Origin of the sequence: Paenibacillus oenotherae, from assembly GCF_019443105.1 — a bacterium.
GTDB lineage: Bacteria > Bacillota > Bacilli > Paenibacillales > Paenibacillaceae > Paenibacillus_Z > Paenibacillus_Z oenotherae.
On record NZ_JAHZIJ010000048.1, the window covers coordinates 1 to 2,172 of the forward strand.

At 50.3% G+C, this 2,172-nt stretch carries 1 protein-coding gene; it reads left to right on the forward strand.

Annotation, left to right across the window (positions count from 1 at the left end):
* Positions 1-2,172, forward strand: a 2,172-nt coding sequence (locus K0T92_RS24410) for an RHS repeat domain-containing protein (protein ID WP_485020573.1), incomplete at both ends; no start/stop codon positions are given.

Below are 2,172 nucleotides of genomic sequence, written 5' to 3' on the forward strand. Positions count from 1 at the left end.
CCACAACACGCGCGCTTGGTTCGAATGCAGCGGAAGAAGCCTACCGGATCACGAGCAGAGTGGATCGTGGCAATGGAATCGACTACAACAGGCTGGATTTCACGTACAATTCCGATGTCGGCAGCACATATCAGGATATCGCAAGCTTCGGGGTCACCCTTAGCAATGGGCAGAAGAGCACGATATTCAATTACCGGAAGGACTATGTGGATGAGACGACGCCGACAGTCATTTACACGAATAGTATCACCGAGGCCACCGGGAATGAGAGCAGAAGAACGAGCTTTCAATACGATGAGACGCGCCGGTTGACCACACCTACGGTCACGACCAGCACGTTCACGAAAGCAGGCAGCAGCACAGCACCAATGGTTAATCTGGCCAGCTATGATGATTATGGCAATGTGCTGTCCCGGAATAACACGATGAATATGGCGACCACCTATACGTACAACCCGACGAGCCGTCTGCTTGCCTCCGTATTGGAGAAGGTCGATGCGACCCAGACCCGTCTAACCAGCTATGTCCGGAACGACAAGGGCAAGATTACCGAAATCATCGTCACCAACCAGAATGGAACCAAGCTGGCGCATTCCAAATATGAGCAGATCGATGCTTACGGCAATGTGGGCAAAACGACCGTGCTCGACGATGTGCTGAACACCGAATATTACACCACGTACGGCTACTCAGGCGCTTTCCCGACGCAGCAATCCATCCTTGTGACCGATGCAGACGGGCAATCCACCACGATCGTGAATCAGTTGGACTACGATCCTACAACAGGAAGGGTCAAATCCTTCACGGACGGCAAGAACAATACGACCACCTACGTCTACGATAAGCTCGGCAGGCTCAAAACCATTACCCATCCCGACCAGTCCTCGATGTCTGCGGTTTATGATGACATAGCCAATCAAGTGACGGTAACGGATGAGACGGGTGTAACGGGCATTCAGAAGTGGGATGCACTGGGGCATAAGATGGAAGAAGGCATTATAGATGGCTCCTACCGCGTCCTGAAGCAATATGGTTATGATTCACTCAGTAGATTGATATGGGAACAGAATGGCAGCGGTCATCGGACCCAGTATCAGTATGACGGATGGGGCCGGGGTATTCAGACGACCCTTCCGAATGGAGCTTATTCAGCGACCCAGTATGACGAGTTGAACCGAACAATGACTAGTACCGATCCTGCAGGCGTACAATCCCGATCCACAGCGGATATGCTGGGGAGAGAAATATTGTCACAGCTCAATAAAGGGGGCGGATTCCAGACGGTGGGTTCGGTGCAATACGATGATATGGGTAATGTCATTGTCCGTACCGATGCCCAGCATACGACAAGATACCAGTATGATGCCCTGGGGCGTTTGACAGGCGTAACCGATCCCAAGAATGACACGACGAGTTATGCGTATTCCTTGGCTGGTCATTTGAAGGAGATCCGTTATCCGGATGCGAATACGACGCAGAAGCGCTATGACCAGTTGGGAAGACTGATCAAACAGACCGATGCCATGGGTCAGGTCGAGAAGAGCTTCTATGATGCGAACAGCAATGTTGTAAGAACGGTGGATCAGAAAGGGCAGCAATTCACCTTCCAATACAACAATCGCAATCGGCTGACCCTTAAATCCAGCCCGAACGATTCCGTGGGGTATACCTATGATCCCGCCGGACGGCGGAAAACGATGACTGACCCTACAGGTACGACATCCTATGCTTACAAGAACACGACCGGGGAACTAAGAGAGGTTACCTTCCCGGATCTGAAGAAAATTTCGTACACCTACAATAGCCTGGGCCTTCGGGAAACGATGACCGATCCGTTCGGCTATATGAATGTATATACCTACGACAATATGAACCGGTTAAAGACCGTCGGGCCTTCCTTGACGACCTTTGATGCCGAATATGATTACTACAATAACAGCCTGCTGAAGGAAATCAGGCAGCTGAACGGGAATAAAAGTAAGTATACCTATGATGGTTATGCGGTGGATTCGCTGATTCACAAGAAAGCCAATAACGTAGAGATTAATTCCTTCAACTACGATTATGACGGGAACGGGAATTTGACGAACCAATCTTTGAGTTTGAACGGGCAAAGCAACAATTATAGTTACAGCTACGATCCCTTGAACCGAATCGCCACCTCGTCCCAGT